The organism is Amycolatopsis sp. NPDC043889 (assembly GCF_056435645.1).
In genome coordinates, this window is the sequence record NZ_JBWKEC010000006.1 from 131,577 (window position 1) to 156,522 (window position 24,946).

The 24,946-nt window shown below is 67.2% G+C and carries 25 protein-coding genes and 1 pseudogene; 12 read left to right on the top strand and 14 right to left on the bottom strand.

The genetic code is table 11. The annotated features are described in order from the left end of the window. Positions 1–527 precede the first annotated feature (527 nt). From AC0685_RS14600 to AC0685_RS14610, 3 genes are all read left to right on the top strand, one after another. A complete protein-coding gene (locus AC0685_RS14600) occupies positions 528–1,385 on the top strand; it encodes a helix-turn-helix domain-containing protein (protein ID WP_478225959.1) in 858 nt (285 codons plus the stop codon). A 70-nt stretch (positions 1,386–1,455) separates the two neighbouring features. Further along, positions 1,456–2,964 carry a CYTH and CHAD domain-containing protein gene (locus AC0685_RS14605; RefSeq protein WP_478225960.1) on the top strand — a complete coding sequence of 503 codons (1,509 nt, stop codon included), beginning with the start codon at positions 1,456–1,458 and terminating at the stop codon, positions 2,962–2,964. 75 nt (positions 2,965–3,039) lie between these two features. Continuing rightward, entirely contained in the window at positions 3,040–3,393 is a 354-nt protein-coding gene (locus AC0685_RS14610) for an STAS domain-containing protein (RefSeq protein ID WP_478225961.1), read from the top strand. A gap of 15 nt (positions 3,394–3,408) precedes the next feature. Here AC0685_RS14610 and AC0685_RS14615 read toward each other — a convergent pair whose 3' ends face one another. The 4 genes from AC0685_RS14615 to AC0685_RS14630 form a co-directional block, all read right to left on the bottom strand. Then, entirely contained in the window at positions 3,409–4,851 is a 1,443-nt protein-coding gene (locus AC0685_RS14615; protein WP_478225962.1) for a DNA polymerase ligase N-terminal domain-containing protein, read from the bottom strand. Positions 4,852–4,978: 127 nt separating this feature from the next. Further along, positions 4,979–7,003: an ABC transporter ATP-binding protein gene (locus AC0685_RS14620; protein ID WP_478225963.1), complete on the bottom strand. Its 2,025-nt coding sequence runs from the start codon at positions 7,001–7,003 to the stop codon at positions 4,979–4,981. Next, positions 7,003–8,736, bottom strand: a complete 1,734-nt coding sequence (locus tag AC0685_RS14625) for an ABC transporter ATP-binding protein (protein WP_478225964.1) — start codon at positions 8,734–8,736, stop codon at positions 7,003–7,005. Before AC0685_RS14625 ends, AC0685_RS14620 begins: the two co-directional genes overlap by 1 nt. Positions 8,737–8,767: 31 nt before the next feature. Continuing rightward, positions 8,768–9,403: a TetR/AcrR family transcriptional regulator gene (locus tag AC0685_RS14630; RefSeq protein ID WP_478225965.1), complete on the bottom strand. Its 636-nt coding sequence runs from the start codon at positions 9,401–9,403 to the stop codon at positions 8,768–8,770. A 271-nt stretch (positions 9,404–9,674) separates the two neighbouring features. Here AC0685_RS14630 and AC0685_RS14635 point away from each other — a divergent pair, with 271 nt between their 5' ends. The 7 genes from AC0685_RS14635 (at position 9,675) to AC0685_RS14665 (ending at position 14,914) form a co-directional block, all read left to right on the top strand. Continuing rightward, positions 9,675–10,901, top strand: a complete 1,227-nt coding sequence (locus AC0685_RS14635; RefSeq protein ID WP_478225966.1) for a sensor histidine kinase — start codon at positions 9,675–9,677, stop codon at positions 10,899–10,901. Continuing rightward, complete coding sequence (locus tag AC0685_RS14640) at positions 10,898–11,332, top strand: roadblock/LC7 domain-containing protein (RefSeq protein ID WP_005159022.1); 435 nt, start codon at positions 10,898–10,900, stop codon at positions 11,330–11,332. Before AC0685_RS14635 ends, AC0685_RS14640 begins: the two co-directional genes overlap by 4 nt. A 19-nt stretch (positions 11,333–11,351) precedes the next feature. Next, positions 11,352–11,735, top strand: a complete 384-nt coding sequence (locus tag AC0685_RS14645) for a DUF742 domain-containing protein (RefSeq protein ID WP_034307728.1) — start codon at positions 11,352–11,354, stop codon at positions 11,733–11,735. Continuing rightward, on the top strand, positions 11,710–12,327 hold the full coding sequence (locus AC0685_RS14650; RefSeq protein ID WP_478225967.1) for a GTP-binding protein: 618 nt from the start codon (positions 11,710–11,712) through the stop codon (positions 12,325–12,327). The genes AC0685_RS14645 and AC0685_RS14650 overlap by 26 nt, the downstream gene beginning before the upstream one ends. Before the next feature lie 24 nt (positions 12,328–12,351). After that, positions 12,352–13,578 (top strand): styrene monooxygenase/indole monooxygenase family protein, encoded by a 1,227-nt coding sequence (locus AC0685_RS14655; protein ID WP_478225968.1) that lies wholly within the window; start codon positions 12,352–12,354, stop codon positions 13,576–13,578. A 118-nt stretch (positions 13,579–13,696) separates the two neighbouring features. After that, positions 13,697–14,551 carry a non-homologous end joining protein Ku gene (gene ku, locus AC0685_RS14660; protein ID WP_478225969.1) on the top strand — a complete coding sequence of 285 codons (855 nt, stop codon included), beginning with the start codon at positions 13,697–13,699 and terminating at the stop codon, positions 14,549–14,551. Positions 14,552–14,701: 150 nt separating this feature from the next. Then, a complete protein-coding gene (locus AC0685_RS14665) occupies positions 14,702–14,914 on the top strand; it encodes a hypothetical protein (RefSeq protein WP_478225970.1) in 213 nt (70 codons plus the stop codon). 157 nt (positions 14,915–15,071) lie between these two features. On the opposite strand, the gene AC0685_RS14670 is transcribed toward AC0685_RS14665, so the two are convergent. The 6 genes from AC0685_RS14670 to AC0685_RS14695 form a co-directional block, all read right to left on the bottom strand. After that, positions 15,072–15,293, bottom strand: a complete 222-nt coding sequence (locus AC0685_RS14670; RefSeq protein WP_125683198.1) for a DUF2795 domain-containing protein — start codon at positions 15,291–15,293, stop codon at positions 15,072–15,074. Between the two features lie 147 nt (positions 15,294–15,440). Next, positions 15,441–15,713 (bottom strand): hypothetical protein, encoded by a 273-nt coding sequence (locus tag AC0685_RS14675; RefSeq protein ID WP_478225971.1) that lies wholly within the window; start codon positions 15,711–15,713, stop codon positions 15,441–15,443. A 77-nt stretch (positions 15,714–15,790) separates the two neighbouring features. Next, positions 15,791–17,266 (bottom strand): adenosylhomocysteinase, encoded by a 1,476-nt coding sequence (ahcY, locus tag AC0685_RS14680; protein WP_478225972.1) that lies wholly within the window; start codon positions 17,264–17,266, stop codon positions 15,791–15,793. Between the two features lie 249 nt (positions 17,267–17,515). Then, complete coding sequence (locus AC0685_RS14685) at positions 17,516–18,577, bottom strand: DNA polymerase IV (RefSeq protein WP_478225973.1); 1,062 nt, start codon at positions 18,575–18,577, stop codon at positions 17,516–17,518. A gap of 10 nt (positions 18,578–18,587) precedes the next feature. Next, a complete protein-coding gene (locus AC0685_RS14690) occupies positions 18,588–19,013 on the bottom strand; it encodes a YciI family protein (RefSeq protein WP_340681493.1) in 426 nt (141 codons plus the stop codon). 61 nt (positions 19,014–19,074) lie between these two features. After that, on the bottom strand, positions 19,075–19,341 hold the full coding sequence (locus AC0685_RS14695; protein ID WP_478225974.1) for a DUF3040 domain-containing protein: 267 nt from the start codon (positions 19,339–19,341) through the stop codon (positions 19,075–19,077). A 255-nt stretch (positions 19,342–19,596) separates the two neighbouring features. On the opposite strand from AC0685_RS14695, the gene AC0685_RS14700 reads away from it, so the two are divergent. Then, positions 19,597–20,655, top strand: a complete 1,059-nt coding sequence (locus AC0685_RS14700) for a cobalamin-independent methionine synthase II family protein (protein WP_478225975.1) — start codon at positions 19,597–19,599, stop codon at positions 20,653–20,655. Positions 20,656–20,678: 23 nt separating this feature from the next. Here AC0685_RS14700 and AC0685_RS14705 read toward each other — a convergent pair whose 3' ends face one another. Both AC0685_RS14705 and AC0685_RS14710 read right to left on the bottom strand, forming a co-directional pair. Then, a complete protein-coding gene (locus tag AC0685_RS14705) occupies positions 20,679–21,305 on the bottom strand; it encodes a LysE family translocator (RefSeq protein ID WP_478225976.1) in 627 nt (208 codons plus the stop codon). Further along, entirely contained in the window at positions 21,302–21,868 is a 567-nt protein-coding gene (locus tag AC0685_RS14710; protein ID WP_478225977.1) for a GNAT family N-acetyltransferase, read from the bottom strand. Before AC0685_RS14710 ends, AC0685_RS14705 begins: the two co-directional genes overlap by 4 nt. Positions 21,869–21,919: 51 nt before the next feature. Here AC0685_RS14710 and AC0685_RS14715 point away from each other — a divergent pair, with 51 nt between their 5' ends. Further along, positions 21,920–22,720: an alpha/beta fold hydrolase gene (locus AC0685_RS14715; RefSeq protein ID WP_478225978.1), complete on the top strand. Its 801-nt coding sequence runs from the start codon at positions 21,920–21,922 to the stop codon at positions 22,718–22,720. 206 nt (positions 22,721–22,926) lie between these two features. Here AC0685_RS14715 and AC0685_RS14720 read toward each other — a convergent pair. Both AC0685_RS14720 and AC0685_RS14725 read right to left on the bottom strand, forming a co-directional pair. Next, positions 22,927–23,741: pseudogene (locus AC0685_RS14720) on the bottom strand (MerR family transcriptional regulator). Between the two features lie 45 nt (positions 23,742–23,786). Then, the gene (locus AC0685_RS14725) at positions 23,787–24,941 is read right to left on the bottom strand and encodes an epoxide hydrolase family protein (RefSeq protein ID WP_478225979.1); all 1,155 of its coding nucleotides are present in this window, start codon (positions 24,939–24,941) and stop codon (positions 23,787–23,789) included. Positions 24,942–24,946 lie beyond the last annotated feature (5 nt).

Below are 24,946 nucleotides of genomic sequence, written 5' to 3' on the forward strand. Positions count from 1 at the left end.
GGTGGGTGGAAGGAGGATCATCCACTTGGTTGCGGGGGGGGGGGGGGGGGGGGGGGGGGGGGGGGGGTTTTTGGGGGGAAAACCCAAAACCCCCCCCCACGACCCCCTCGACCCACGACCAGGCCGAAGGCGCCCGTTCGTCCCTTCAGACGCAGCGAAGGGAGCCTTCGCCCACCTGTCAACCTCACCCAAGATCAACCTAAGCCACGTGACATTGGGTTCTAACGACCCGAAACACTCACGACCCACCCGACCCCGCACCGTGCCGCCTCGCTCCCGGCTGCCCGCCCGCGGGAGGCGCCAGGGCGACAAGCGGCGGTCTGCCGTGCCGCAAGAAATCCACTTCCGGATAACTCGCCCGCATTCCTTTCGTTCGCTATAAAGTTAAAGAACGCTTCGCTCGCGAAGGTGCTTCGCTTGCGAAGTGGCCCTTCGCAGAAATGCGCGAGCGCAAGTTATCAGCAGTTGAGGTGAATCACCGCGTGGCTATCACCGCGCGGCCGGAGTTCGGCCCTATTTTGGCCCGCATGGTTGAGAAGGATTCGACGGCGCGGACCCGGGAACTGGGCCACCGCATGAAGGCGTTCCGGCAGCGCAGGCACTTCAGCGGAGCCGACGTCAGCCGCCGTAACGGCTGGTTGCAGAGCAAGGTCACGAGGTGGGAACAAGGGCTGCGTGAGCTGTCCATCGTGGACGCGGCGCTGTATCTCGCGACCTGCGGCGAGGCGGAGCCCGAACGTGACCTGCTGCTGGAACTGACCCAGCCCGGCGGTGACCTCTACTGGGTTCGGCCGTATTTCGACGAACTCGTCGATCCGATGAAATCCCTTGCTATCCAAGAGAATCTCGCGCACAGCCTGGTGCGCTACGAGTCGTTGACCCTCCCCGGGCTGCTCCAGACCGAACCGTACGCCCGCACCGCCTTCGAGCTGATCGGCAACCGCGACCAGGCTCAGCTGGACCAGGTCGTGAACGCCAGGATGGAGCGGCAGCGGCTGCTGCGGCGCGATCGTCCGCCGAGGTGCCGGTTCTACGTCCACGAGCGCGCGCTGCGTTCGGTCGTCGGCTGCCCCCGGATCATGCACGAGCAACTGCTCCACCTCGTCCTGTCGGCGAACCTGCCGTATTGCTCCATTCGTATCGTCCCGGAAAGCGACGGAGTGGGCATGGTGCTCGAGAATTCGTTCACCATCATGGAATTCACGGAACATCCGGCGGTGGTGTACACGGATTCCTATGCGGCCGGGGTGTTCATCGACGATCGGGTGGCGGTCGAGGCCTATTATTCCCTTGTCGCGAGGCTCGAAAGCGATACCCTGACCGAGGAGAGATCACGCCAGATGCTCGCCGAATGGGCGGACCGGTACGACCGGATGGACGAGTGAGCCGTCCGGGGTTTCCCGCGGTCACCTACTGGGGTAATCCTTCCTGGTAGCCGAGGAGAAGGAGTTCGTGGTGACGAAGACGCAGGGTGGTGCCCCGGTCGCCGAGACGGAGATCGAGCGGAAGTACGACCTGGCGGCCGACAGGCCCATCCCGCCGCTGGTCCCGGTCGGTCCCGTGGCAAACCAGGCCGAGCCGAGGGTCGACGTCCTCGACGCCACGTACTTCGACACCTCCGACTTCCGGCTCGCGCAGGCAGGTATCACGCTGCGGCGGAGGCTGGGCGGAAGTGACGAGGGCTGGCACCTCAAACTCCCGGTCGGCGAAGACCGGCGAGAGGAGCTCCGCCTCCCGCTGGCGGGCAAGCCGGACAAGGTGCCGGGCGCGCTGGCGAAGCTCGTCAGGGCGCACACCCTCGGCGCGAAGCTCGTCCAGGCCGCGCATCTTCGCACCGAGCGCACCTCGTACGCCTTGCTCGACGCCGAAGGCCGCGAGCTCGCGACGCTGACCGACGACGTCGTCACCGGCGAAGCTGGCGGGGAGAAGGCGCACCTGGACCGCTGGCGGGAGATCGAGATCGAGCTCTCGCCCGGTGCCGATCCCGAAGTGCTCGACAGCCTGGACCAGGCTGTCCTGGAAGCGGGCGCGGAGCGGTCGAGGTGGCCGTCGAAGCTCCGCCGCTTGACCGACGACCTCGTGCCCTCGGCCGGGGGAGCGTCGGGTTCGGTGCTGGCGGACTATCTCGCCGCGGAGCTGGACGCGTTGCGACGCAACGACATCGGCGTCCGCCGGGACGCCGAGGACGCGGTGCATCAGATGCGGGTCGCGAGCAGGCGGTTGCGCAGCGCGCTGCGGACCTTCCGGCGCTCCCTCGATCCGGACGTCGCGGACGGGCTCGCCGCCGAGCTTCGCTGGCTCGGAGGCGAACTCGGCCCGGCGAGAGACACGGAGGTGATGTCCGCGCGCCTGCACGACGAGGTCAGGGCGTTGCCGGTCGAGCTGGTGCTGGGCAATGTCGAGCAGCTGATGACGCGGCACTTCGCGCGCGAAGCGGAAGAGGCCAAGGCGCGGGCGATCCGGGCGCTCGACAGCAAGCGGTACACGGATCTGATGCGGGCATTGGAAAAGCTCGTCCGCAAACCGCGGAAGATCAAGGACGATAAGAAGGAACTACGCAAGGCGGTTGCTCGTTCGAGCCGGAAGCTGGGCAAGGCCGTCGCCGCGGCGAGCGAACTGGAGCTCGGTGCGGAACAGGACGCCGCACTGCACGAGGTGCGCAAGAAGGCCAAGCGAGCCCGGTACGCGGCGGACACGGTCAGGCCGGTGACCGGCAAGAAGCTTCGAAAATGGCGAAAGAACGTCAAGGCGGTGCAGTCCACGCTCGGCACGCATCACGACATCGTGGTCACCAGGGAGGTCTTGCGGCTCCTGGGCCTGCGCGCGTACGCCGAGAACGAAAACGCTTTCACCTATGGGGTCCTGCACGGACGTTCCATCGCCGCCGCCGAGTCCGCGCACCGGCGCTTCGCCGGGCAATGGCAAGACATGGGTAAAGGTTCTCGCCCGAAATGGCTCAAATGAGGTAGCCCGGGTTGACCTCTCGCCCTCGCCGAGTACCGTCGAGGGGACTTGGTGGTCTGGAGAGAGGCGCTCCCAATGTTGCCTGGCCAGCGCATACCCGGCGAAGCCCCGCCCCTGGCCGTGACCACCAGCCGCCGCAAGGACGGCGTCCTCGTCCTTACCGCGGTGGGCGAGATCGACGCGGCCACGGTCGGACGGTTCCGCACTGAGCTCACCGGTGCGTGTGTCACGGGTAAGCAGGTGATCCTGGACCTCTCCAGGGTCGGTTTCCTCAGTTGCGCGGGTTTGCACGTGCTCGAGGAGGCCAACGCCGTGGCGCCCCGGTTCTCGGTGATCGTGAAGACCCCGTTGGTGTCACGGATCCTGGACGTCAGCGGAGTCGGAGCCGACCTCGACGTTCGACGTGATGTGGAGGATTTGCGGCTCTAGGCCGTGTCCTGGGCGTTAGACCCCGTCGAGCTCGACCTCGTCGGCGGTGACGTCCGGCAGCAGACCGCGCCAGCGTGGGTTGCGCAGGCAGCCCGCGTCGGTCCAGCCGCCGAAGACGACCTCGCCGACGATGGTCGGCCGTGACCAGCGCGCGTCCCGCGCCTGCTTGTCCGGGACGGAGTGGAACGGGGATGTCTTGCACTCCAAGCGGAACAACCGCCGGGAGAGCTCCGCCAGTTCGTCGCCCGCGAAGCCGACGCCGACGTTACCGATGTACCGCAGGCCATCCCCGTGCGGGACGCCGAGCAGCAGCGAGCTGAACGTGTCCGCCCGGCTGCCGCCGCCCGGCCGCCAGCCGCCCAGAACCACTTGCTGCACCAGGGTTCCGGTGATGGAAAGCCATTCTCCGGTGCGCCGTCCCGGGTGGTACGCGGAGCCGGCCCGTTTGGCGACGACGCCGGCGAGCCCGTGTTCGCGGGCCGCCCGCGTGACCGCGCCGCCATCCCCGAGGTAGTACCGCGGGACCTGCCAATGCGGTCCGCCGAGCCCGAGTTCGTCGAGGAGTTCTCGTCGTTCCACATAGGACGAGCCGAGACACGAGCGGCCGTCGAGATGCAGGAGGTCGTTCACCAGGTAGAACGCCGGATACCGGGAGGTGAGCCGTTTCGCGGAATTCTTCGTCGCCCGCGCGCGATGCCCCAGCCCGTCCGGACTCGGCTTTCCGCCGTCGAAGACCACGATCTCCCCGTCCAGAAAGGCTTCCGTGGCGCCGAGTTGCTCCCCGAGGCCGCGGAATTCGGGATACAGCCCGGTGACGTCGTCCCCCGAATCGTCGTAGGCGGTGATCCGTCCCCCGGACACCCGGATCAGGGCGCGGCGCCCGGACCAGTCGAATTCGTAGGCCCAGTCCGCGTCTTCGCTCGTCGAAGGAAGCCGCCCCGGTTTGGCCAGCATCGGGGCGAGGAACGAGGGGAGTCCCGCGCGGCCGGGATCGGCCGGATCGAGCCTCTTGAGCAGCCAGCCGTTGTCCCTGCCGTCCTTCTTCACGTTGAGGAACAGGTATTTCCCGCGTGCTCGCTCGCCGTGGAAGACGACTTCGACCTTGTGGTCGTTGAAGTGCAGCGTTTCGTACCGGCCGGTGTCCCAGATCGTCATGGTGCCGCCGCCGTATTCGCCCGCGGGTATCTCGCCTTCGAAGGTGAGGTATTCCATCGGGTGGTCTTCGGTGTGCACGGCGAGCCGTTCGAGATCCGGCGACATCGGCAGGCCCTTCGGCACCGCCCAGGAGACGAGTACTCCGTCCCGTTCGAGGCGGATGTCCCAGTGCAGGCTGCTCGCGTGGTGCTCCTGGATGACGAACAGATCGTCGGAACCGGTCTTCCCGTCGCGATCCGGAAGGGGCTCGGGAGTCCGCCCTGGTCTGCGCTTACGGCGGTATTCGCCGAGTTTCTCCGCCATGGTCGGCCAGCGCACCCCTCTCCGGATCCAGTCACGCAAAGCCTAGCGCCGTTCACGCCCCTTCCGTACGTCGAAGGCCCCTTTTCCCACGGTAACAGCAGGAAAAGAGGCCTTCGCGCGATGCGGTTCAGTCGGTTTCGGCCAGCGCCTCCGCGAACTGGGCGGCATAGAGCCGGGAGTACGCACCACCGGTGAGCAGCAGTGTTTCGTGGTCGCCCTGTTCGACGATCGATCCGTTCTCCATCACCAGGATGACGTCCGCGTCGCGGATGGTGGAGAGCCGGTGCGCGATGACGAAACTGGTCCGTCCTTCGCGCAGCGAATTCATCGCCCGCTGGATCAGCACCTCGGTCCGCGTGTCGACGGAGCTGGTGGCCTCGTCGAGGATGAGTATCGCGGGCTTCGCCAGGAACGCCCGCGCGACGGTGATCAGCTGTTTCTCGCCGGTGCTGACCGTGCCGCCCTCGTCGTCGATCACCGTGTCGTACCCGTCGGGGAGGGTGCGGACGAACCGGTCGACGTGGGTCGCCTTGGCGGCCGCGACGATCTCGTCGTGCGTGGCGCCCGCCGAACCGTAGGCGATGTTCTCCGCGATCGTGCCGCCGAACAGCCACGCGTCCTGCAGCACCATGCCGGTCTTGGCCCGCAGGTCCTCGCGGTCCATCCTGGCGATGTCGACGCCGTCGAGGGTGATCCTGCCGCCGTCGAGTTCGTAGAACCGCATGAGCAGGTTGACCAGCGTGGTCTTCCCGGCGCCGGTCGGGCCGACGATGGCGACGGTGTGCCCCGGTTCGACGGTGAGCGACAGGTCCTCGATGAGCGGCGTGTCCTCGGTGTACCGGAACGACACATGCTCGAACTCGACCTGGCCCCGCACGTTCTCCACGCGCGCGGGTTCGGTGGGCTCGGGTTCCTGCTCGTCCGCGTCGAGCAGTGCGAAGACCCGCTCCGCGGACGCGATCCCGGACTGCAGCAGGTTCGCCATGCTGGCGATCTGCGTGACCGGCTGGCTGAACTGCCGCGAGTACTGGATGAACGCCTGGACGTCGCCGAGCGACAGCGTCCCGGACGCCACCCGCAGCGCGCCGATCACGGCGACCAGCACGTAGCTCAGGTTCCCGATGAACATCATCGCGGGCTGGATGGTGCCCGAGATGAACTGCGCCTTGAAGCTCGCTCCGTAGAGCGTGTCGTTGTGCTCACGGAAGACCTCTTCGGCCTCCTCGCGGCGGCCGAACACCTTGACCAGCGAGTGCCCGGTGTACATCTCCTCGATATGCGCGTTGAGCCGTCCGGTGGTGGACCACTGCTTGATGAACTGCGGCTGCGCCTTCTTGCCGATCTTGGCCGCGACGAGCACCGACGCCGGAACCGAAAGCAGCGCGACGAGCGCCAGCAGGGGCGAGATGACGAACATCATCACGAGCACGCCGACGACCATCAGGAGCGACGACACGATCTGCGCGAGGGTCTGCTGCAGGGACAGCGCGAGATTGTCGATGTCGTTGGTCGCCCGGCTCAGCACCTCGCCGCGCGGCTGGCGGTCGAAGTAGCTCAACGGGAGCTTGGCGAACTTCTCCTCGATCCGCTCACGCAGGTCGAACACCGCCCGCTGGACCAGGTTCGTGGTCAGCCTTGCCTGCAGCAGCGAGAAGAACGACGCCACGATGTAGAGCAGCAGGACCCACAGCAGGACCTGGCCGACGGCGTCGAGGTCGATGCGCCGGCCGGGGACGAAATCGATCCCCGAGTACAGGTCGGCGACGGTGTTGTCGCCCGCGGCCCGCAGCCCGGCGATGACCTCTTCCTTGCTCACGCCCGCGGGCATGTCCTTCGCGACGACGCCCGCGAAGATGAGGTCCGTGGCCATCCCGAGGATCTTCGGGCCGATGACGCTCAGCGTGACACTGGCGATGCCGAAGAGCAGGATGCCGTACAGCACGGCGCGCTGCGGCTGCAGCAGCCGCAGCAGCCGTTTCAGGGATCCCTTGAAGTCCAGGGCTTTTTCGGCGGACTGCCCGCCCATGAAGCCGGCGGGGCCGCGCCCGAAACCGCCTCCTCCGGGGCCGGGTCCCCGTGCCGCGCTCGCGCGCTCGCCCACCGGCTCGGCCGGGGTGTTCTTGGTGTCCGAAGTGGACTCGGGCGCGCTCATCAGGCGGCCTCCCGCTCGGTCAGCTGGGACAGCACGATCTCCCGATAGGTCTCGTTCGTGTCCATGAGTTCGGTATGGGTTCCGCTGCCGACGACGCGGCCTTCGTCGAGCACGACGATGCGGTCGGCGTTGCGGATCGTGCTGACCCGCTGCGCGACGATGACCACGGTCGCCTCGGCGGTCTCCGCCGCGAGCGCCCGCCGCAGCGCGGCGTCGGTCGCGTAGTCGAGCGCGGAGAAGGAGTCGTCGAAGAGGTAGATCTCGGGACGCCGCACCAGCATCCGCGCGATCGCGAGCCGCTGGCGTTGCCCGCCCGAGACGTTGGTCCCACCCTGGGCGATGGGGGAGTTCAGCCCCTCCGGCATCCGCTCGACGAAGTCCTTGCCCTGAGCCACTTCCAGCGCGTGCCAGAGCTCTTCGTCGGTGGCGTCGGCCTTGCCGTAGCGAAGATTGCTCGCGACCGTCCCGGCGAACAGGTACGGCTTCTGCGGCACCAGCCCGACGGCGTCGGACAGCACGGTCTGATCCAGTTCGCGGACGTCGACGCCGTCGACCCGCACCGAGCCCTCGGTGGCGTCCATCAGCCGGGGGATCAGGTTGAGCAGCGTGGTCTTGCCGCTGCCCGTGCTGCCGATGATCGCGGTGGTCTCGCCGGGCAGGGCCAGCAGCGAGATCTCCTGCAGCACCGGCTTCTCCGCGCCGGGGTAACGGAATTCCACATCGGACAGTTCGAGCCGTCCGTGTACCTCGCCGGGGCTGACCGGGTTCGCGGGGAGGACGACGCTGGTGTGCGTGTCGAGCACCTCGGTGATGCGCTCGGCGCTGACCTCGGCGCGGGGCACCATCATGAACATGAAGGTGGCCATCATGACCGCCATCAGGATCTGCATCAGGTAGGACAGGAACGCGGTGAGCGCGCCGATCTGCATGCTGCCGTCGTCGATGCGCAGCCCGCCGAACCACAGCACGGCGACGCTGGAGGCGTTCATCACGAGCATGACGATGGGGAACATCAGGGCCATCAGCCTGCCGACGACGAGCGAGACGTCCAGCAGTTCGGTGTCGGCCCTGGTGAACCGCCGCCGTTCGTGCGTGTCCTTGACGAACGCCCGAATCACGCGGATCCCCATGATCTGCTCGCGCAGGATCTGGTTGATCTTGTCGATGCGCTCCTGCATCAGCCGGAACGCCGGACGCATCTTCGCGATGATGACCCCGACCGAGATACCCAGGATCGGCACCGCGAGCACGAGCAGCCACGAGAGGGTGACGTCCTGGTTCAGCGCCATGATGATGCCGCCGAAGCACATGATCGGCGCGGAGACCATCAGGGTGAAGGCCATCAACGTCAGCATCTGCACCTGCTGGACGTCGTTGGTGGTGCGGGTGATCAGCGACGGCGTCCCGAATTGGCCGACTTCGCGGGCGGAGAAGTCCTGGACCCGGTGGAAGATCGCGCCGCGGACGTCCCGGCCGACCGCCATCGCGGTCCGGGCGCCGTAGTAGACGGCGCCGATCGAGCAGGCGATCTGCACCAGCGACACCAGCAGCATGACGCCGCCGACACCGAGGATGTAGTCGATGTCGCCCTTGACCACGCCGCCGTCGATGATGTCGGCGTTCAGCGTGGGGAGGTAGAGCCCGGCGAGGGTCTGGACGAACTGCAGCAGCACGATCAGCCACAGGTCTCGCCGGTACGGGCGCAGGTGAATGCGCAACAACTTCGTCAGCACAACGGTTTCTCCCCCAGTGGTGGGTAGGGTGTCACTGCTTCTTCGGGTTCGCGCCGGTGAGCGAGGGGATGCCCGCCGCGGCCTCGTACAGGAGGACGTCGAGCGTCTCCAGGAACGGCCTGGAGCCCTCGTCGATCAGCCAGCTGAAGAACGCGGTCTTCACCGCGGACTCCACGATCGCCGCCATGAGCCGCGCGTTCAACGCGTTTTCCGCGCCCGCGCCCGCACGCTCCAGGATGGCGTCCGCCAGTACCTGTTCGACCTTGGCGTGCGCCTTGAGGAACTCGCCCTGCACGGACGGGTGCAAGAGCAGTGACCGCGCCAGCTCGACCGAGCCGCGATTCGGTTCTCCCAGGCTGCCGTAGGCTTCCAGCGTCGCGGTTCCGACAGCCTCCCACAGCGCCTCTCCCGAAGGCCGCTCGCGCAGCGCCTCCCGCAGGAGTTCCTGTCGTTCGACGATGAACGAGCAGATCGCCTCTTCCTTGCTGGAGAAGTAGTTGTTGAACGTGCGTGGCGAGACCCCGACAGCGGTGGCGATGTCCTCTACGCGGACCTGTTCGACGCCTTTCTCCATGGCGAGCTTGAGCGCAGCCTCGCTCATCGCGCGACGGGCCGCTCGCTTCTTGCGTTCGCGCAGCCCCAAGGGCGCGGCCGGGTCCGGGGTCATGCCGTCAGCCTAGAGAAAAGTTGCGTGGCACGCAAATTTATGCGCACTACGCACTTTTCGGACATCCCCCGTGGCGCAGGACACCCAAGATGAGCCGAATGGCCTAGTGTGCACCGCTCACCAGCCGTAATGCGTTCGTGACCCCGTCACTGCCAGCGGTTAGACGGAAACCGACTGTGGACACGGATAGTGACTTCTGCTTGCATGGCCGTCGTTGTGCTGGGGAGTGCGACACGGGTCCGGGTATGCGAAGAGAAAGAAGTGGAAGCACATGGTGACGCGGGCTCGAGGCTTGCTTGACCGCTCACGGGTTCTTCTGGACCGTTCCAGGGTCGCCGCGGCGCAGTTCCTCGCCGCACCGCCCCGGCACGCTCCATCGGTTCCGCCGGTCGAACAACCGGTGGAACAGCGCCCGGCGGTGGAGGCGCCGGACGCCGGCGCGCTCGCCGGGGTCTGCTCCAATGTCGCGCTGCGCGACCTCAACCTGCTCGATCAGTTGCTCGCGCAGCTGGAGACGATGGAGGCGGGGGAGGAGAACTCCGACCGCCTCGCCGAGCTCTACCGCCTCGACCACCTGGCGACCCGGTTGCGGCGCAACGCCGAGAACCTGCGTGTCCTCGCCGGCCGTGACGCCGACGACACGACCACAGGGATCTCGTCCGTGCTCGACGTGATGCGGGCCGCGATGTCGTCGATCGACCACTACTCGCGGATCACGATCGGCCGCGTCGTTTCGCTCGGTGTCGTCGGTTTCGCCGCCGAAGACGTCAGCCGGATCCTCGCGGAGCTGTTCGACAACGCGGCGAACCAGTCTTCGCCGAGTTCGCCGGTCAGCGTCAGCGCGCATCTGACCGAACAGGGAAGCGTGCTGATCCGCATCGAGGATGAGGGCATCGGCATGCCGCCCGAACGCCTCGCCACGTTGAACGAGCGGCTGGCGGCGGGTCCGGTGCTCGACGACGATTCCGTGCGGCATATGGGTCTCGCGGTCGTCGGCAGGCTCGCCGACCGGCACGAGATCACCGTGAAGCTCGACCGCCGCACCCCGCACGGCACGGTCGCCACCGTGCTGCTGCCGGTCCCAGTGGTCTCGGAACTGGTCGAAAAGCAGTGGTCCGGCTCGCAGACGGTCGTGCTGCCGCAGGCCAGGATCACCAACGGCGCGCCCGTGGGGAACCCGGTCGCGACACCGTCCGGGCTGCCGCGGCGCCGCCCGGCCCCTTCGGCGGCACCGGAACCCGAACGGAAGCCCAGCCCGCGTCCGCGCACGGCCTTCGAACCACCCGCCGACGGCGGCACCACGGCCAGCGGTCTGCCGCGCCGGGTTTCCCGCAGTATCAGGACTTTGCCCGACGAACCGGCCCCGCCGACCACCCCGTCCGCCGACGCGGCGGACGGGCACGAGGCGCTGCTGGCCGACCTCGATGCCTTCACCGACGGCGAGCGTGCCGCCCTCGACGACCGGCACGAGCGTGAGACCGGAGGAAACACCCAGTGACCGCCCAGGACGCGACCACGGATTTCACGTGGTTGCTCGACGACTTCGTGCGCAAGGTGCACGGTGCCAGCCACGCGCTGATCATGTCCGTCGACGGCTTCCCTTTGACCGCGTCGGAATCGGTGTCCAGCGACGACGCCGAGCAGCTCGCGGCCATCGCGAGCGGTCTGCTCAGCCTCGCGGGCAACAGTGCCGCGCTGTTCGGCAAGGGCAACTGCGAGCAGATCATCATCCGGCTCACCCGCGGATACTTCCTGTTCATGGGGATCGGTGCCGAGGCGGGTCTCGCGGTGCTCACCGAACCGGACTGCGACATGAAGGTCGTCGCCTACGAGATGACCCAGTTCATCACCAACGCCGGTCACGCGCTCACCCCCGAGGTGCGAGCGGGACTCCGGCAGGTCCTGACCGCCCGACGGCCGCAGGCCTGACAATCCGGAGAAGGAAAGGATGACCGTGTCCAGCGACCAATCTCCGGACCGGCCCGTCAAGATGCGCAGCCGCAGAATCCGGCCGTACGCGCTGACCGGCGGCCGGACGAAGAGCAGCCAGCTGCTGCTGGTGGAGACCTTGATCTCGGTCCCGCGTTACGACCCGTCACTGGCCGAAGCGCTGATGCCCGAATCGCGCTCGCTGTACGAGCGCGCCCGGGATCGTTCGTCGATCGCCGAACTTTCGGTGGGACTGGATCTGCCACTGGGCGTGGTCCGGGTGCTCATCGGCGACCTCGCCACCCAGGGCGCCGTTTTCGTGCACCCGACGGCCCACGCCTACAACCACGATACGAACGTGCTCGAGAGGATCCTCGATGGACTCAAGCGCCTCCCGGTCTGACCCCAGTCTGCTGGCGATTTCCGCCAAGATCGTGGTCGCCGGTGGATTCGGCGTGGGCAAGACGACCTTCGTCGGCTCCGTCTCCGAGGTCCCGCCACTGAGCAACGAGGCCTGGATGACCGAGGCGGGGGCCGGCGTCGACGAGCTGGTGCCGCCCGGAACCAAATCCACCACCACGGTCGCGATGGACTTCGGCCGGATCACCCTGCGTGAGGACCTGCTCCTGTACCTGTTCGGCACCCCCGGACAGGCCCGGTTCTGGTTCCTCTGGGACGACCTCTCGCGCGGCGCGCTCGGCGCCGTCGTGCTGGTCGACACCAGCCGGATCGACCAGTCGTTCGCCGCGATCAACTACTTCGAGAACGACTCCGAGCTGCCGTTCATCGTCGCGGTCAACCAGTTCGAGGGAATGCCGGTGCACGACCTCGAAGAGGTGCGCGACGCGCTGGCGCTGTCCCCGGACATCCCGCTGGTCACCTGCGACGCCCGCGACCCGAAGTCGGCGGTCGCGACGCTGCAGGAACTGGTGTCGCACACGCTGTCCCTCGCGGTGGTCTCCGGGCCTGGTCGCGAGTTCGCCGCACTCAGCTGAACGGTTCTGGGAGGAACGTCGAGGATGCGCAAGGTTCTGATCGTCGGTGCCGGACAGTCGGGGTTGCAGCTGGCCTTGAGCTTGCTCGCGCACGACTACGACGTCACGGTGATGTCGGCGCGGACGCCGGACGAGATCCGGTCCGGGAAGGTGATGTCGACCCAGTGCATGTTCCACTCCGCTCTGCAGCACGAGCGGGACCACAAGCTGAACCTGTGGGAGGAAGAGACCGTCAAGGTCGAAGGGCTCGGCGTTTCCATCGCGGGACCGGACTCCAGCCGGGTGCTGGACTGGTTCGGGCCGCTGGAGCACTACGCGCAGTCGGTGGACCAGCGGGTGAAGATGGCCGCCTGGCTCGAACTGGTGGAGGACCGGGGCGGCAAGGTCGTCATCCACGGCGTCACCACGTCGGATCTCGCTCCGCTGGCGAAGCTGTACGACCTGGTCGTCATCGCGGCGGGCAAGGGTGAGCTGGTCCAGTTGTTCGATCGGATGCCGGAGCGTTCGCCCTACACCGAACCCCAGCGCGCGCTTTCGCTGGCTTACGTGCACGGACTGGAGCGCAGGCCCGAGCACCCGGACAAGGCGGCGGTGCGGTTCAACATCATCCCCGGTGCGGGTGAGCTGTTCATGATCCCCGCGTACACGCTGAGCGGGAACTGCGACATCCTGTTCTTCGAGGGTGTCCCCGGCGGCCCGCTCGACTGCTGGGACGACCGGCCGTCGCCGCAGCAGCATCTCGACCGGATCCTGTCGCTGATGAAGCAGTTCCTGCCGTGGGAGTACGAGCGGTCCCGGAACGCCGTGCTGACCGACGACAAGGCGACGCTGGCGGGCGGATACACGCCCGTCGTGCGGAACGCGGTCGGCAAGCTCGACTCGGGGACCGCCGTGCTCGGCATGGCCGACGTCGTGGTGGCCAACGACCCGATCACCGGCCAGGGTTCCAACAACGCGAGCCACTGCGCGGCGTCCTATCTGGACTCTATCCTCGAACGCGGCGACAAGCCGTTCGACGAGGAGTGGATGTCCGCGTCGTTCGAGAAGTACTGGGAGTACGCCCAGCACGTGACGACCTGGACCAACGCGATGCTGCAGCCGCCGCCCCCGCACGTGCTCCAGATCATCGGCGCGGCGGGGGAGAAGCCCGCCGTGGCGAAGCGGTTCGCGAACGGGTTCTCCGATCCGACCGACTTCCAGCACTGGTTCCTGGACCCCGCGAAAGCGGAGAAATACCTGGCCGAGGTCTGATTCCAGGGCCGCGGCGGTCCCGCGATCGGGTTCGCGGGGCTGTCGCGGTGCGCCGTTTCGGGCTACCGTGGTCACCGTCTGTGAGTACGGTCGGTGACGGCAGCGGAGGTGCGGCTCGATGCGTTCGATGTGGAAGGGCTCGGTGTCCTTCGGGCTGGTGAGCATCCCGATCCAGCTGTACGCGGCCACCGAGAACAAGAACGTCTCGCTGCGCCAGGTGCACGAGGCCGACGGCGGCCGGATCCAGTACAAGCGGTTCTGCACGATCGACGGTGAGGAAGTGCCCTACGCCGAGATCGCCAAGGGCTACGAACTGCCCGACGGCGAGATGGTCGTGCTCACCGACGAGGACATGTCCGAGCTGCCGCTGGCGTCGTCGCGGGCGATCGACGTGCTCGAGTTCGTGCCGCTGGAGTCCATCGACCCGATCCAGTTCGACAAGACCTACTACCTCGAACCGCAGAAGAACGCCGTCAAACCGTACGTGGTCCTGCGTGACGCGCTGCAGAAGGCGAGCCACGTGGCGGTCGCGAAGGTCGCCATCCGGCAGCGGGAGACGCTCGCGATCCTGCGGGTCCACAGCGATGTCCTGACGATGACGACGATGTTGTGGCCCGACGAGGTCCGCGTCCCGGACTTCGGGTTCCTGCACGACGATCCGCCGCAGGTGCGGCCGCAGGAGCTGACGATGGCGGGTTCGCTGATCGACTCGCTCTCGGAGCCGGTGTTCGAGCAGGACAAGTACACCGATTCCTACCGTGAGGCCCTGGAAGCCATGATCGAGGCCAAGGCCGCGGGCAACCAGACGACGAAGCCGAAGGTCGTCGGCGCGAAGGCCGACGTCGTCGACCTCATGGAGGCCTTGCAGGCCAGTGTGAGCGAGGCGAAGAAGAGCCGGAAGCCCGCAGCCGCCAAGAAGGCCACGGCGGCCAAGAAACCCGCGTCGGGCAAGCGAACTCCGAAGAGCGCCTGACCCTCCTTTGTGAACTGTCGTGCCCGGTGGCACCCGCCGGGTATCACGACACGCCGCGCGTATGCCAGGATTTGTCGTCCCTCGGTGGTAATAAGGCAATCGAGGAGAACTTTTCCGAAGCGATCTTCGATCCTGATCGCGGGAGGCGGCATGACCATGGAGTGCGCGTTCTGCGCCGATGGGCTCGATCACTGCCACGGGACCCTGGTGGTCCACGTCGACGGTGGTTTCACCGAATGCAGCGAAGACGGCTGCGTCGACCTCGACTTCTCCCGGCACACGCTGACGATCGACTGTTTCGACGTCGACGGAGGCTGCTCGTGCGCGGAGATGGCGGCACGGCTGCTGCTGCGGGCTTCTTGACCGGCGGCCAATACACCAGTCTGGCCCGATTCGGGCGATCGCGCCCGATTGCCACTCGAAGGTGTATGCGTTCGTGTACATCGTGGCCGGGAATGTGTTAACTATGACGGGGTCCTCCGGCTCTCCCTCCCCCTCGGAGCCGGGGGACCCCTTCATGTCACGGCGCTTCCTTCGCGGTGTCGTGGATCGGCGCCCCGTTGTAGGAGCGGATGGCCTCCCAAACACCGTCCCCGTCCGCGTAGTCACGGGCGGGCAGCGTGCCCAAGGGGCCAAGGACGTCGTCGCCCGCTCCGGCCGCCGCGGCGGCCCGCAGGAGTTCGTCGCGTCCACACGGGTACTTCGCTTCCGTCAAGTACGGGCGAGGGTCCGTCCCTGCCATCGGCTTTCCCTCCTTCTCGTCGTCCGATGCGGATACCCGGCGAGCGGAGAACGAAAACGGCCCGGGCACCCGGCGTGAGGGGACGCCGGGTGCCCGGGCCGTTCAGGCGCCGGTACCTGGGGGCTCGGCACCGGTTCGGTCCGGTGCTCAGTACCAGTGGGCGCGACCGCCGATGGCCTTCCCGGTGTTCCCGAGAACGGCCAGGATGATGCCGATGACCGCCAGCGCGATCCCGATCGAGTACAGGACGGGGATGCTGGCGATGACACCGACGACAATCAGGATGACGCCGAGAATGATCACGGGAACACCTTCTCCTTCGTAGTCGCCCGGCCCGCGTGCTGCCGGGGTGTGGCTACCAAGGGAATTCCCGCCCTGATCGGCGAGAAACAGGTCCATCCGGCCGAAGTTTTCACGCATTCGGCCTAGTCGCTGCCCGGCCTCGTGAGTGGTAAGGACGGTTAGAACCGTCCTTACCACTCACGAGACTGTCGAACTCAGTACCGGTAGTGGTCCAGCTTGTACGGACCCTCGACGTCCACGCCGATGTACTCGGCCTGGCGCTTGGTCAGCTTGGTCAGCCGGACGCCCAGCGCGTCGAGGTGCAGGCGGGCCACCTTCTCGTCGAGGTGCTTCGGCAGCACGTGGACGTCGGTGGTGTACTCGCCCTGCTTCGTGAACAGCTCGATCTGCGCGATCGTCTGGTTGGTGAAGGAGTTCGACATCACGAAGCTCGGGTGGCCGGTCGCGTTCCCGAGGTTCATCAGCCTGCCCTCGGACAGCACGATGATCGAGTGCGCCTCGCGGTCCGCCGTGGCGGGGAAGACCCACTCGTGCACCTGCGGCTTGATCTCGATCTTCTGGATGCCCGGGATCTTCGCCAGGCCGGCCATGTCGATCTCGTTGTCGAAGTGCCCGACGTTCGCGACGATCGCGTTGTGCTTCATCTTGGCCATCTGGTCGGCCATGATGATGTCGAAGTTGCCGGTGGTGGTGATGAAGATGTCGCCGCGCCCGACGACGTCGTCGAGCTCCACGACGTCGAGGCCCTCCATCGCCGCCTGCAGCGCGCAGATCGGGTCGATCTCGGTGACGACCACGCGGGCGCCCTGGCCGCGCAGCGATTCCACGGCGCCCTTGCCGACGTCGCCGTAGCCGCAGACGACCGCGACCTTGCCCGCGATCATCACGTCGGTGCCGCGGTTGAGACCGTCGATGAGCGAGTGGCGGATGCCGTACTTGTTGTCGAACTTCGACTTCGTCACCGAGTCGTTCACGTTCATCGCCGGGAAGAGCAGTTCGCCTTCCTTGGCGAGCTTGTAGAGCCGCTTGACGCCGTTGGTGGTCTCCTCGGTGACCCCGCGGACCTCCTTGGCGATGCGGGTGAACCGGCTGGTGTCGCGGCCGAGGCTCTCGCGCAGGGTCTCCAGGACGAGGTGGTACTCCTCGGGGTCCTCCTCGGTCGCCTGCGGAACGGCGCCGGCTGCCTCGAACTCGACGCCCTTGTGGATCAACAGCGTCGCGTCACCACCGTCGTCCAGGATCATGTTCGGGAGGCGGCCGTCGCCGAAGTCGAAGAGCTGGTCGGTGCACCACCAGTACTCGGCGAGCGTCTCGCCCTTCCACGCGAACACCGGCGAACCCGACGGCTTCTCGACGGTGCCCTCCGGGCCGACGACGACGGCCGCGGCCGCCTCGTCCTGCGTGGAAAAGATGTTGCAGGACACCCAGCGCACCTCGGCGCCCAGCGCGACGAGCGTCTCGATCAGCACGGCGGTCTGCACGGTCATGTGCAGTGAACCCGCGACCCGCGCGCCCTTCAGCGGCTGGGAGCCGGCGTATTCGCGGCGCAGCGCCATCAAGCCGGGCATCTCGACCTCGGCGAGGCGCAACTGCTTGCGGCCGGCCTCGGCGAGGGAAAGGTCGGCGACGGCGAATTCGATCCCGTTGACCTTGGACAGGGTCGGGCTCATGGGTTCTCCAATCATCAAGGAAGGCAGGGCGGAGCTGTCCTTTACGCCCGTGGCGGAAAGGACAGTGTCACTGCGGGGTTCAGCGCACGGCCTCGACGACGAGGGCCGGAAAAGGGTTCAGACGCAACAAAGGCACCTCCACAGTGGGAGGCGCCCTTACGTCTGTCGCAGCGGGCCGAGCGTGGCGGAAGAATTCCGTCGCAGCGCCTCTCGACCCGGAACCAGAATGGCAAAACGCCGCGAGCGCTGTCAAGGCGACACGGATCGCTCTGCAGGCGAGAGGAATTCGGCGCGGACGCCCAGCAGGCGGACCGGTCTGCCGAGGTCGAACATGCCGAGCACGGCCAGCGCCGCCTTCTCGATTTCGGCGGGATCCGAGGTTCGCGCGCGCAGGGTCACGCTGTGCGTATGGGTCTGGAACGGGGCGAACCGGACCTTGACCGCGACTCGCGCGGCGGGCCTGCCTTCCTCGGCGACGTCCTGCGAGACGCGTTTCGCCAGTGCGACGACCTCCGCGGCCATGGCCTCCGGATCGATGAGGTTCTGTTGAAAAGTCGTCTCACGGCTACGGGATCGCGCGACGTACGGCGTCGCGATGACCTCGGCGTCGCCGATTCCGCCGGCCAGGATCCGATACCACGGGCCGAGCTTCGGACCGAACCGGGCCGCGAGGTCCGCCACATCGGCGCCGGCCAGTTCCAGCACGGTGTGATAGCCGGCCTCGGCGAGCTTCTTCGTGGTCTTGGTGCCGATGCCCCAAAGGGCGTCCGTCGGCCGCTCGGCCATGACGTCCCACCAGTTGTCCTGGACGAGCCGGAAGACCCCCGCCGGTTTGGCGAATCCGGTGGCGAGTTTGGCACGCAGCTTGTTGTCCCCGATGCCGACGGAGCAGGAAAGCCCGGTCTCTTCGGCCACTTCCCGCCGGATGTCGGCGGCGAGTGCTTCGGGATCGTCAGAGGTGACGCCGAGGAACGCTTCGTCCCAGCCGAGCACTTCGACGACCACGGGGAATTCCCGCAGTGTCGCCATCACCCGATCGGAGACCTCTTGGTACGCGGGCGCGTCCGTGGCGAGGAAGATCGCCTCGGGGCAGCGTTTCGCGGCGGTTCGCAGGGGCATCCCGGACCGGATGCCGAACTCCCGAGCTTCGTACGACGCCGTCGCCACCACGGCCCGTTCCGCCGGATCGCCCGTGCCGCCGACGATGACGGGCTTACCGCGCAGCTCAGGCCGCCGGGCGACCTCGACCGCCGCGATGAACTGGTCGAGGTCGACGTGGAGTACCCAGGGCACCCGCTCCCGGACGGCCATGAAGCAGACCTTAAGCCCGTTCGGCGAGCTCGTCGCGCATCCGCTGCTCGTTCTCCTGCAGCTCGGTGGTGAAGTTCTCGCCGAAGTCCTCGGCTTCGAGGATCTTGCGGACCTCGAGTACGGTGTCGCCGGTCGGGGGAGTGGGGCAGCGCTTCGCCCACTCGATCGCTTCGGCGCGCGAAGGGACATCAACGATCCAGAAGCCGCCGACGAGTTCCTTGGCTTCGGTGAACGGGCCGTCGGTGACGGTGGCCCCTGCCGCGTTCAGCGTGACCCGTGCGCCCTTGGAGCTTTCCTGCAGGCCTTCGCCACCGACCAGCACTCCGGCGTCGAGCATCTCCTGGTTGAACTTCGCCATGGCGGTCAAAGCCTCCATCGGCGGCATCTTCCCGGCTTCGGAATCCTCGTCCGCCTTGATGATGATCATGAACCGCATGCGTCTTCCTCCCAGTGAACCGGACGTATCGCCCGGACTCTACCGGTGGGCGGGAAGACGATCAGGGACGCCCGAACCGGGACAGGTGCACGATCACCGCCGCGGTCACGGTGATCATCCCGGTCAACAGCAGGGTCGGACTGTCCACGATGATGCCCAGCAGCATCAACAGCCCCGCGGTGATGTCGAGGCTGAGAAGGAGAGCCAGCCGGAGCAGAGGGGGCCGGGCGGGCCTGCCGGACTGGAGCCGGGCGGCCAAAGCCGGCTCGGTGAGCTCGAACCAGCGCTCGATCTTCTCCAGCTCTTGCCGATCGTGATGGCTCAGCATCGGTTTCTCCTTCGGCGCGCCCCGGCCGTCGACATCCACGGAATACCCAGGAACAGGGCCGGATAAGCATCGAATTTCGCCGAGTTTTGTATAACGGTCTATACGGCTGCGGAACGAAGATCTTTCGAGGAGCTAACCATTGCGCCATTAGGGGTTTCGGCACGCTGAAAGATCGTCAAGGAAGGGAGGGCTCGGTAGTTTCCACGCTTGTGGCCAGGGCGGCCGCGGGCTGCGCCATCTGGGAGGACGCGAGCGATGACCATACCCACCGAACCGATCGGCAGTATTCCCCGTCCCGGCTATCTCATCGAAGCGCTCGGTGAGCACGCGGCCGGACGGCTCGACGCCGACGGACTCGGCGAGTCGCGGGAACGAGCTCTCGTGGAGACGATCAAACGGCTGGAAGAGACCGGCTCGCCGGTTATCACCGACGGCGAGCAGGGCAAGCCGAGTTTCGCCACGTATCCCTTGGCGGGCCTCACTTCGCTGGCGCCCGACGGCGTCGTCATCCCGTTCGCCGACGGGCACACCCGGCAGCTTCCCAGGCTGACCGCCGGACCGTTCCGCTATCAGACCTACGCCGACGCCTATCTGCGCGAAGCCAAGAAGTACGCGACTCGACCGGTGAAGCAGGCGGTGATCGCGGCTTCGGCGATCAGTCTCGTCCATCCCGGTGAAGAATTGGCCGGATATGGCAAAGAACAGTTCCTCGCCGACCTGGTGAACGAGGCGGAGGCCGACATCCGCCGCAGTCTCGACGCGGGTGCGGACAGCGTCCAGATCGACTTCACCGAAGCCCGGTTGTCGCTGAAGCTCGATCCGTCCGGCGGACTGCTGAAGTCCTTTGTGGACTTGAATAACACCGTACTGGACCGGTTCTCCGAGGAGGAGCGGAGGAGGATCGGCGTGCACACCTGTCCCGGCGGGGACCAGGACTCCGTGCACAGCCTGGACGTCGACTACGCCGGGCTGCTGCCGACGTTGTTCCGGTTGAACGTGGGCAACGTCTACGTCCAGCTGGCCAGCGAGGCGGATCCCGAGCGGGCACTGCGGGTCATAGCCGAGCACTCTCGCCCGGAGCAGCGGGTCTTCGTCGGCGTGACCGACCCGATCGACCCGCGCGTCGAAACCGCCGAAGAGGTCCGGGACAGGGTTCTGCAGGCCGCGCGGTACATCCCGCCGGACCGGCTGGGCACCTGTGACGACTGCGGTTTCTCACCGTTCGCCGACGACACTTCGACGTCGCGGGACACGGCGTTCGCCAAGATCACCGCCCGCGTCGAAGGTACGCGTCTCGCCGCCGAGTCCCTCTGACGTCGTGTGATGGGCGCCTTCGGTCAGTTCTGCACCGCGACCCGGATGCCGAGTCCGACCAGGAAGGTGCCCATCACCGCGTCCATCGTGCGGCGCACCCTGCCGGAGCTGAAGAACCTCCGCAGCGAACCGACCAGCGTCGCCAGGACGAAGGTCCAGACGACGGCCACCGTGGTGGCCAGCACGGCCAGCTGCAGGGTTTGCGCTGTCGAGGCCGAATGCGGGAGGAACTGGGGGATCAGCGCGAGAAAGAACATCGCGACCTTCGGGTTGAGCAGGTTGGTGAGCAGTCCCTGCCGGAACGCCTCCTTGGGCGCGACGACGGGCGCCACCCTGTCCTTGAGTTCGCTGTAGTCGCCACGGCGCACGGCCAGCCACGCCTTGACGCCGAGGAAGATCAGGTACCCGGCACCGATCAGCTTCACCACGGTGAAGGCGATCGCCGACGCGGTGAGGATCGCCGCGACCCCGAGCGCGATCGCGACCACCCAGACGAAGACGCCGAGCGCGATGCCGAGTCCGGCGGCGATCCCGGCCTTGCTCCCGCCGAGGATCGCGCTGCGGGTCACGACGAGGAAATCCGGGCCTGGTGCCATGGCGCCGAGCAGGCAGATCAACACGAACGACAGTGCGGTGGTCCCGGAGATCATTTTTCGATGCTATCCGGTTCGTCGATGTCCCTGGCCATGACAGCGCCCGGTACGTCGACGCCGTCGGGCGTCGTGACGGTGACCCGTTCGACTTCGGTGAAGCCGAACGACCGGTAGAGCGGGACACCGGGCAGGGTCGCGGTCAGTGTCAGCGACGTGAAGCCCTCGGCCTTCGCGGCGAGACGACAGGACTCGAGGATCGCGCGCCCGAGCCCGCGGCGTGTCCAGTCGCCGCGGACGAACATGGCGCGCACGCGCGCGGGTTCGGTGGCCGGATCGAGCGGACGGTCGTCGTCCGACGCGTCGCCGGCGCCCGCGTGGGTTTTGTTGCGCCTGCTCCAGCCTCCGCAGGCGACGATCTCGCCGTCCGCCTCGTGTACGAAGTAGGTGCCGTCTTCGATCAACCGCAGGTCGAGGCGCGCGATGTGGTCCGCCGCGCTCGCGGTCTGCCGTTCGTCGTAGAACCGGGGGAACAACTCCAGCACCGAGGCCCGCATCAGCGCCGCGATGGCGGGCGCGTCGGCGAGGGTGGCCGTCCGCTGCGGCGGCGTGTACATCGTCATGTCGCGGAAGATAGCCAACGACCTCGGCCCGGACTATCGGATAATCACGTGGTGATCACCGACGATGGCTGCGAGCTGTGGACCTCGGCGACCGGCGGGGGCGAGCCGATCCTGTGCTGCCACGGCGGTCCCGGTCTGTGGGACATGTTCGGCACTCTCGATCTCGGTCCGCGGTTCCGGTTGATCCGGTGGGATCAGCGCGGTGCCGGGCGTTCGGAAGCGCGCGGTCCGTACACACTCGAACGGATGGTCGCCGACGTCGACGCCGTCCGCGAGTGGCACGGCCTCGACCGTGTCCCGGTTCTCGGGCATTCGTGGGGTGCGCATCTCGGCCTCCTCTACGCGCAGGCGCGACCGGAACGAGTGAGCGCGCTCGTGTACGTGTCGGGTGTCGGCCTCGGTCACGATTGGCGCGCGGAGTTCGAGCGGAACTTCGAGCGAGTGGTGGGGGAGAAGCCTCGCGGCGAGGGTCGCGAACGCGCGATATGGCAGTGGACGGCCGATTTCGTGGCCGACGGCGCGCGCCACGCCGAAGCGATGGCGACACCCTGGTTCCCGGTCAACTACGAGGCGAACACGGCGCTCAGTGAGGAGATGCGGGCCGTGCCGGAGTCGGAGCTCGTCTCGGCCTGCGAGTCGCTGCGGGTGCCGACACTGATCGTGGACGGCATGGCCGACAACCGGCCACGGTGGGCCGTCGACTCATTGGAGCAGGCCCTGCCGTTGGTGAGGCGGGTGCGGATCGAGGACGTCGGGCACGTGCCGTGGCTGGAGGCGCCGGACGAGTTCCGTTCCGCTGTGATCGGCTTCCTGGGCAACCGCGGTGGGGTCGTGAGTGGCGATTCGGGCTAGAGCCAACGGTGTCTTGCGTACCTACCGGAGGTGACTACCGGTCGATCGCGGGTCCGTGAAGGCCTCCTTCCCTACACTCAAGGTAGGGAAGGAGGCCTTCACGGACACCAGAACGCCGGCAACGGCACGTTCAGGCTGGTCCAGGTCCCCTCGTGAGTGTTTTGGGTCGTTAGAACCCGAATCGCCACTCACGACCCACGTGAGCGTCAGGCCTTGGTGATCGGCTGCTGTAGCTCGGTGACCCACTTGTCCCCGTCCTCCGGGCACTCGAGGTAGAACTCCCACGGGTACCGCTCGCGCGGTACCCGTGGGCGTCGACCCACTTCGCCAGTGCCTGGTAGCTGGAGAGCACGGTCGCCATCGAACCTCGGTGCAGGATCGTCGCAGCGGTCGCGACTTCGGCGAGGCGGACCGTCGAGAATCCTTCGGTGCCGTCGGTTTCGACCGAGATCGGGGCCGCGGCGTGGACCAGGACTCGTTCGCCGTCGGCGTCGTCTTCGTAGTAGGCGACGAGCGGTCCGGACGGCGTGATCGGGCCGAGCGCTCCGAACAGTTCCTTGTACAACCGCTGTACGACCGGCCCGATCTCGTCGTTCACGTAACCGCTCGCCGTCCCGGTCAGCTCGGCGACACGCACCGCGGGCAGGCTTTTGACGACGACGTCTTCGGAAGGCATGGTTCCCTCGCTCTCGATCGACCGGAGTCTCGCTTCGACGGCCTTGAGCCGGGCCTCGTCGGCCTCGATGGCCGCTTCGAGTTCGGCACGCCGCAGTCTCAGCATGCCGCGCAGTTCGTCCGCGCCGATCTCCGCGTCGAGGATCTCCTGCACCTGGGTGAGGGTGAAGCCGAGGTCCTTGAGCGCGATCACCCGGTTGAGCCGGGCCAGCTGCTCGCCGGCGTAGGACCGGTAGCCGCTGAACGGGTCGACGTGGGCGGGACGCAGTAGCCCGATGGCGTCGTAGTGACGCAGCATCCGGACCGACACCCGGCCGTGCTTCGCGAAATCTCCGATACTGAACATGACGCCTCCCAGCGCACAGCCTGACACGGTGTCACGGTCAAGCGGTCATCGCACGAGCCGGAAGAACGACCGCACCTCCTCGGTGAACACGCCGGGCTGCTCGAAGGCCGCGAAGTGACCGCCCCGGTCTAGCTCGTTCCAGTACCGGATGTCGGTGAAGCGGCGCTCCGCCCAGCGGCGGGACGGGCGCGGGATCTCGCGCGGGAAGACGGAACAGCCGGTCGGCACGGTGATCGTGTCCACAGTGGACTCGGCGAACCAGCTCGACACCTCGGCGAAACTCTCCCAGTACAGCCGGGCGGACGAGGCGCCGGTGCCCGTCAGCCAGTAGAGCGTGATGTCGTCGAGCATCGCGTCGCGGCTCAGCGCGTTCTCCGGATGACCGCCGCAATCGGTCCACGCCTGGAACTTCTCGACGATCCACGCGCACAGCGCGACCGGCGAGTCGGCCAGCGCGTAGCCGATCGTCTGCGGTCTCGTCGCCTGCTGGATCGCGTAACCCGAACCGTCTGCCTTGGCCCTTTCGAGGTCGGCGAGCGACTTCCGTTCGGATTCGGTCAGGTCGTCGAAGGTCGCCGGGTCCGGCGCCGCCAGTGGTGGGTTGAGGTGGATCCCGGCCAGCCGGTCGGGTGCTGTCCGGCCCATGAGCGTGGTGATGCTGGTGCCCCAATCGCCGCCCTGGGCGCCGTAGCGCTCGTATCCCAGGCCCTCCATGAGGCGGATCCATGCGTCGGCTATGCGCTGGATCGACCAGCCCGCCCGCGCGGGTTTGTCACTGAAGCCGTACCCGGGCAAGGAAGGGACGACGACGTGGAAGGCGTCCGCCGCGTCACCGCCGTGGGCGACCGGATCGGTGAGGGGGCCGAGTACGTCGAGGAACTCGAAGACCGAACCGGGCCACCCATGGGTGAGGATCAGCGGCAGCGCGCCGGGATGCGGGGATCGGACGTGCAGATAGTGGATGCCGAGTCCGTCGATCTCGGTCCTGAACTGGGGGATCGCGTTGAGCCGGGATTCCGCGGCCCGCCAGTCGTAGTGCTCGGCCCAGTACGAGCACAGTTCGCGCAGGTAGGCGGCGGGCACACCTTGTGACCAGTCATCGACTGTCTCGTCTTCGGGCCAGCGGGCACGGCTGAGCCGATCACGGAGGTCTTCGAGATCGGCTTCCGGGATGCGGGCTTGGAACGGCGTGCTGTCCATGCCGG

Bases quoted from the DNA above. Each gene is read 5' to 3' on its own strand.
- AC0685_RS14650 (WP_478225967.1), top strand. From the start codon at position 11,710: ATGGACTCAAGCGCCTCCCGGTCTGACCCCAGTCTGCTGGCGATTTCC.
- AC0685_RS14655 (WP_478225968.1), top strand. From the start codon at position 12,352: ATGCGCAAGGTTCTGATCGTCGGTGCCGGACAGTCGGGGTTGCAGCTG.
- AC0685_RS14675 (WP_478225971.1), bottom strand. From the start codon at position 15,713: ATGCGTGAAAACTTCGGCCGGATGGACCTGTTTCTCGCCGATCAGGGC.
- AC0685_RS14685 (WP_478225973.1), bottom strand. From the start codon at position 18,577: ATGGCCGTCCGGGAGCGGGTGCCCTGGGTACTCCACGTCGACCTCGAC.
- ahcY (WP_478225972.1), bottom strand. From the start codon at position 17,266: ATGAGCCCGACCCTGTCCAAGGTCAACGGGATCGAATTCGCCGTCGCC.
- AC0685_RS14635 (WP_478225966.1), top strand. From the start codon at position 9,675: ATGGTGACGCGGGCTCGAGGCTTGCTTGACCGCTCACGGGTTCTTCTG.
- AC0685_RS14630 (WP_478225965.1), bottom strand. From the start codon at position 9,403: ATGACCCCGGACCCGGCCGCGCCCTTGGGGCTGCGCGAACGCAAGAAG.
- AC0685_RS14620 (WP_478225963.1), bottom strand. From the start codon at position 7,003: ATGAGCGCGCCCGAGTCCACTTCGGACACCAAGAACACCCCGGCCGAG.
- AC0685_RS14700 (WP_478225975.1), top strand. From the start codon at position 19,597: ATGACCATACCCACCGAACCGATCGGCAGTATTCCCCGTCCCGGCTAT.
- AC0685_RS14695 (WP_478225974.1), bottom strand. From the start codon at position 19,341: ATGCTGAGCCATCACGATCGGCAAGAGCTGGAGAAGATCGAGCGCTGG.
- AC0685_RS14710 (WP_478225977.1), bottom strand. From the start codon at position 21,868: ATGACGATGTACACGCCGCCGCAGCGGACGGCCACCCTCGCCGACGCG.
- AC0685_RS14645 (WP_034307728.1), top strand. From the start codon at position 11,352: ATGACCGTGTCCAGCGACCAATCTCCGGACCGGCCCGTCAAGATGCGC.
- ku (WP_478225969.1), top strand. From the start codon at position 13,697: ATGCGTTCGATGTGGAAGGGCTCGGTGTCCTTCGGGCTGGTGAGCATC.
- AC0685_RS14615 (WP_478225962.1), bottom strand. From the start codon at position 4,851: ATGGCGGAGAAACTCGGCGAATACCGCCGTAAGCGCAGACCAGGGCGG.
- AC0685_RS14600 (WP_478225959.1), top strand. From the start codon at position 528: ATGGTTGAGAAGGATTCGACGGCGCGGACCCGGGAACTGGGCCACCGC.
- AC0685_RS14665 (WP_478225970.1), top strand. From the start codon at position 14,702: ATGACCATGGAGTGCGCGTTCTGCGCCGATGGGCTCGATCACTGCCAC.
- AC0685_RS14690 (WP_340681493.1), bottom strand. From the start codon at position 19,013: ATGCGGTTCATGATCATCATCAAGGCGGACGAGGATTCCGAAGCCGGG.
- AC0685_RS14705 (WP_478225976.1), bottom strand. From the start codon at position 21,305: ATGATCTCCGGGACCACCGCACTGTCGTTCGTGTTGATCTGCCTGCTC.
- AC0685_RS14610 (WP_478225961.1), top strand. From the start codon at position 3,040: ATGTTGCCTGGCCAGCGCATACCCGGCGAAGCCCCGCCCCTGGCCGTG.
- AC0685_RS14725 (WP_478225979.1), bottom strand. From the start codon at position 24,941: ATGGACAGCACGCCGTTCCAAGCCCGCATCCCGGAAGCCGATCTCGAA.
- AC0685_RS14670 (WP_125683198.1), bottom strand. From the start codon at position 15,293: ATGGCAGGGACGGACCCTCGCCCGTACTTGACGGAAGCGAAGTACCCG.